Here is a 5,057-nt window from a genome sequence, read left to right as displayed (position 1 = left end):
CCGCAAAACACATCGCCCCCAACGCAAACACCCCGCCCTGCCCGGTCATCGGGAACACCAACCCGGTCACCATTGGCCCGAGCAACGAACCCACGCGGCCAATCGCCGACGCAAACCCCGAGCCCGTGGCCCGCGCCGATGTCGGGTACAACTCCGGCGTGTAGGTGTAAAGCACCGCCCACATGCCGAACAGGAAAAACTGCATCAGCAGCCCCGACGCAATCAACAGGCTGACGTTGCCGCCAAACACCGCGCTCTGACCATAAAGAAACGCCATCACCCCGCCGCCGAGCAACGTCACCACGCACACTGGTTTACGTCCCCAACGCTCCACCAGCCAGGCGGCCATCAGGAAACCGGGAATCCCGCCAAGGGAAATCAACACCGTGTAATACACCGACTGGGTCACGGCAAAACCCGACTGCTGCAGCAAGGCACTGAGCCAGGACGTCAGGCCATAGAACCCCAGCAAGGCGAAGAACCAGACACTCCAGATCATCATCGTGCGCTGGCGGTACAGCGGCGACCAGATCTGCCGCAACGCGGAAAAGAAATGGCCCGGCGTACTCGCCACTCTCGGCAGGCGGATCGGCTCAGGCAGATCCGAACGTCCCAGAGATGTCCGGACCCGATCTTCGATGCGCAGCAAGACCTTGTCTGCCACGTCATGATGCCCGGCCTGCTCCAGCCAGCGCGGTGATTCGGGAATGAAAAAGCGAATCGCCAGGACAAACACCGCCGGCACCGCCAACACCAGGAAGATGTCCCTCCAGCCAATTACCGGCAGCAGGAAGTACGACAGTACCCCGGCGGCGACGAAGCCCAACGGCCAGAAACCGTCCATCAACGCAATGTAGCGCCCGCGCCGTTTGGCTGGAATCAGCTCCGAGAGCATCGACTGGGCGATGGGAAACTCCATGCCCATGCCGATCCCCAACAGGATTCGGAACAACGTCAGCGTTTCAACGTTCTGCGCCGTGGAGCACAGATAACTGGCGATCCCCCACAACACGATGCTCCACTGAAACACCGGTTTGCGCCCGAAGCGGTCGGCCAGCATGCCGGACAGCGACGCCCCCACAACCATGCCGAAAAAGCTCGAACTGGCCAGCAACCCGGCCTGTGCCGTACTTAGGCCAAACTCGGTTTTGATCGAGCCGAGCAGAAAAGTCATCATCGCCAGGTCCATGGAGTCGAAGAAGAACGCCAGGGCAATGATGATGAAAATGATTCGGTGATAACCGCTGATGGGCAGCCGTTCCAGTCGTTCTGCCGCGCTGAAGCCTCGTGTTTCCATGCCACATTCCCCCAATCCGAAAGTCCCCGGACGAGTGTGCGCGATAGCGGCTGGGGGTTACGGCTGGATGCGACCTGTTCGCAGCTCTGAACGACGCCCGAAGCTTCGGACGTCGATCTCGATGCGTCTACAACGCCATTTCCAGCTCGGTTTCTTTGGCGAATCGATGGATTTCACGCTGCCCCGCGGCGGTGATCTGCAAGGCTCGAGAATCGTTGGGCAGGCTCAGCCAACCTGACTGCATGAACAATTGCAGCAACGCCGCCCCCAGTGATCCGCCCATGTGCGGGCGTCTTTCGCTCCAGTCCGGACAAGCGCAGGCGACCCGGCTGTTGCGATGAGCCAGCGCCTGGATGAACACACCCCGCGTCGCCAATTGCGTGGCGCCCTTGTGGGTGATCATGACCCGCTGATCGAATTGTTCGATCCAGCCCGCGTCCAGCAGCCGCTGGTAAAGATCGGCGGCAAGGGTGCCGCCCAAGTGGTCGTCGCAAAGCCTGGCGCGCAAGAGTGACGAAGGCGCCGCCTGAGGTTTCGCGAGGGGGGGCGTGCGCTTGAAAACGTCCGGGACTTCCCGAGGCGTGCTGGCCAGGGTGGCGCTGGCCAGTGCCTCTATCGCGGCCCCCACTTCGGGTGCGGCAAGACGGAAGAACCGCTTGCGGCCGCGGAATTCGACTTTCAACAGACCTCCGGCGGACAAACGCCCCAGATGCGCACTGGCCGAAGACGGTGACAGGCCGGCCAACAAGGCCAGCTCTTCGGTTTGCCGCGCCGAGCCGTCCATCAAGGCCCACATCATTGCGCTGCGCTTTGGGTCAGCCAGCAACGTGGCGATCTGGCTGATGCAAGGTGCATGTTCCATGTATTCACTCCCTGTTGAATCGTTTCGTCTACTGCTCAGAGACATCTTGACCAGTAATGTGTCGTCGGCCAAGGCGTGGAAACCGCCATAACCCGGGCAAAGCCGTCCATCGCACAGGCCATTGCTTCGCAGGTTTCGCAAAGCCGCGGCGATTGACCATGGCGCCTGGCTGACTCGGACGTGGACTCGCCAATGCGAGATCGACGGTGCGTACATGAAGCGAGCGCTAGTATATGCGGGTTAACCGCCGGTTCCTGCCCTTGGGAAACCATTGGTGGTGATAGTTCCTGAGTGAAATTTCGCTATTTGCCTGCGACTAATGATCGGCGCCCGATAACGTCGGAAATTGACTACTCAACCGGGCGCATCGACTGGCGAGCATTTCCCGCAAAAGGTTCACCGGCTTACTCAATTGTGCGCGATGGGCGCACAGCAAATTCAGCGGTGCGCGCTCACAGAGCAGTTCCGGCATCAGCACTTTCAATCGACCGGCCAGCACATCGGCCGCGACATCGAGCCAGGATTTGTAGGCGATCCCGGCACCCGCCACGGCCCACAACCGCACGACATCGGCATCATCACTGAAACGATCGCCGCTGACGGTCAGGCTGACCTCGCGTTTGCCGTCGTGGAAACTCCAATGGTCGTGGACCCGGCTGCCGAGCATGAACAGCAGGCAGTTGTGCTGAGCCAGTTGCTCCAGTTGCCGTGGTTCGCCATGCCGGGCCAGGTAACTCGGGGCGGCACAGAGGACGCGGCGGTTCTGCGGAGCAATGGGCAGCGCCACCAGGCTTGAGTCTTCCGGCTCGCCGTACCGCAGGGCGATGTCCACCGGTTGGCGGAACAGGTCAGCGATGCGGTCGCCCAACAGCAAACGCACCGTAAGCTTCGGATGCTCTCGCTGAAACTCGTCCAGCCAGGGCAGCAGCAGGTTGCGGCCAAAGTCCGAAGGCGCCGACAGCTGCAAAATCCCGCTGACCTGGTCCTGACCGCTGGCCAATAAACGGCGGCCCTCATCGAGATTGCTCAAGGCAGCCCGAGCGTATTCGAGAAATCCCTCGCCTTCAGCGGTCAGCCGCAAACTACGGGTAGAACGGGCGAGCAACCGGGCGCCGAGCTGCTGTTCGATGCGCTTCAACGCCGCACTGGCTACCGCGGCCGACATGTCCATCCCCCGCGCCGCCGCTGACAGACTGCCCAGGTCAGCCGCCCGGACAAACAACTGCAAGTCATCGAAACGCAGCATTGTTCAGCCTCGATTATCAAAAAAATATTGAAAGAGACTGCTCTTTTAGCGGGTTTTATCTTGCAGAGAAATAGCCAATCATCCGTCCCATCGAATTCATCCCGTTCCCGGAGCCGAACATGTCCCAGCCTTTCACTGCTATCGCCACCCTCATCGCCAAAGCCGGCCAGCAGGATGCCCTCGAACAGCACCTGCGTGCGCTGCTGGAACCGACCCGCGCCGAGACCGGTTGCGGTCAATACGACTTGCACCAGGACCTCGCCAATCCTCACGCCTTCTACATGATCGAAAAATGGAGCAGTGACGAAGCCCTGCAGGCCCATGACGCCAGCGCGCATATCCAGAACTTCCGCGCCAAGGCTGGCGACTTTCTCGAACACTTCGACCTCAAGCGCCTGCGCTCCATCGTCTGATTTCTTCCTTCTTTATTACTTTTCAGGAGCCCGTATGAAAGCCATTGCCTACTACGCCTCGTTGCCAATCAGCGACTCAAACGCTCTGCAAGACATCGAACTGCCAGAACCGGTTGCCGGCCCGCGTGACCTGTTGGTGGAAGTCAAAGCCATCTCGGTCAACCCGGTTGACGCCAAGGTCCGCCAGAACGTCCAGCCTGAAGCGGGCGCGCCGAAAGTGCTGGGCTGGGACGTGGCCGGTGTGGTCAAGGCCGTCGGCAGTGAAGTGACGCTGTTCAAGGCCGGCGACAACGTGTTCTACGCCGGCTCCATCGCCCGCGCGGGCGGCAACAGCGAACTGCACGTGGTAGACGAGCGGATCGTCGGCCATATGCCGAAGACCCTCGGCTTCGCCGAAGCCGCCGCGCTGCCGCTGACCGCTATCACCGCTTGGGAACTGCTCTTCGAGCGTCTGCAAGTGCGTGAAGGCAAAACCGATGAAGGCCAGAGCCTTTTGATCGTCGGTGCCGCTGGCGGTGTCGGGTCGATCCTCACGCAACTGGCCAGCCAGCTCACCGGGCTGAAAGTGATCGGCACGGCTTCTCGCCCGCAAACCCAGAGCTGGGTTCGTGAGCTGGGTGCCGACCTGGTGATCGATCACAGCCAGCCGTTGAGCGAAGAACTCAAACGCGCGGGTGTCGATCAGGTGACTCACGTCGCCAGCCTGACCCAGACCGATCACCACCTGGATCAGTTGGTCGAGGCTTTGGCGCCGCAAGGAAAACTGGCACTGATCGATGATCCGAAGGCGCTGGACGTGACCAAGCTCAAGCGCAAGAGCCTGTCGCTGCACTGGGAGTTCATGTACACCCGCTCGCTTTTCGAAACCGCAGACATGATTGAGCAGCACAACTTGCTTAACCGCGTGGCTGAGCTAATCGACGCCGGGACGCTGAAGACCACGGTCGGCGAGCACTTCGGGACCATCAACGCGGCGAACCTGCGCCGTGCCCATGAACTGCTGGAAAGTGGCAAGTCCAAAGGCAAGATTGTGCTCGAAGGGTTCTAAAGATCAAAAGATCGCAGGCTTCGCCAGCTCCTACAGGGAATGCATTCATCTGTAGGAGCCTATGTGTAGTGGTCGAATATTTTTGGACCATGATGTAGGAGCGTCGACTTTAGGAATCATCATGGGATATCGGGTTGTTACATCTGAGGAAAAAGCGGAGGCGATCCGTTTGGTTGTGGAGATGGATTACT

Annotated in this window: 5 protein-coding genes; 2 read left to right on the top strand and 3 right to left on the bottom strand. The window is 60.4% G+C overall.

Annotation, left to right across the window (positions count from 1 at the left end; translation table 11 throughout):
- The 3 genes from KGB23_RS29910 to KGB23_RS29900 form a co-directional block, all read right to left on the bottom strand.
- Positions 1-1,297: MFS transporter (locus KGB23_RS29910; RefSeq protein WP_223433681.1), on the bottom strand; the 1,297-nt coding region annotated here is incomplete at its 3' end.
- Between the two features lie 127 nt (positions 1,298-1,424).
- Positions 1,425-2,159, bottom strand: a complete 735-nt coding sequence (locus KGB23_RS29905) for an ArsR/SmtB family transcription factor (protein WP_150656527.1) — start codon at positions 2,157-2,159, stop codon at positions 1,425-1,427.
- A gap of 316 nt (positions 2,160-2,475) precedes the next feature.
- Positions 2,476-3,405: a LysR family transcriptional regulator gene (locus KGB23_RS29900; RefSeq protein WP_008156521.1), complete on the bottom strand. Its 930-nt coding sequence runs from the start codon at positions 3,403-3,405 to the stop codon at positions 2,476-2,478.
- Positions 3,406-3,524: 119 nt separating this feature from the next.
- Between KGB23_RS29900 and KGB23_RS29895 the strand changes: the two genes are divergently transcribed.
- Both KGB23_RS29895 and KGB23_RS29890 read left to right on the top strand, forming a co-directional pair.
- Positions 3,525-3,818, top strand: coding sequence for a putative quinol monooxygenase (locus tag KGB23_RS29895; protein ID WP_149631891.1), 294 nt, complete (start codon positions 3,525-3,527; stop codon positions 3,816-3,818).
- A 34-nt stretch (positions 3,819-3,852) separates the two neighbouring features.
- Positions 3,853-4,866 (top strand): zinc-binding alcohol dehydrogenase family protein, encoded by a 1,014-nt coding sequence (locus KGB23_RS29890; RefSeq protein ID WP_223433680.1) that lies wholly within the window; start codon positions 3,853-3,855, stop codon positions 4,864-4,866.
- Positions 4,867-5,057: the final 191 nt, after the last annotated feature.

Origin of the sequence: Pseudomonas sp. GL-B-26, from assembly GCF_019947405.1 — a bacterium.
GTDB lineage: Bacteria > Pseudomonadota > Gammaproteobacteria > Pseudomonadales > Pseudomonadaceae > Aquipseudomonas.
Note: the sequence above shows the minus strand (reverse complement) of the source record. Positions and strands in the feature narration are given on the sequence as shown.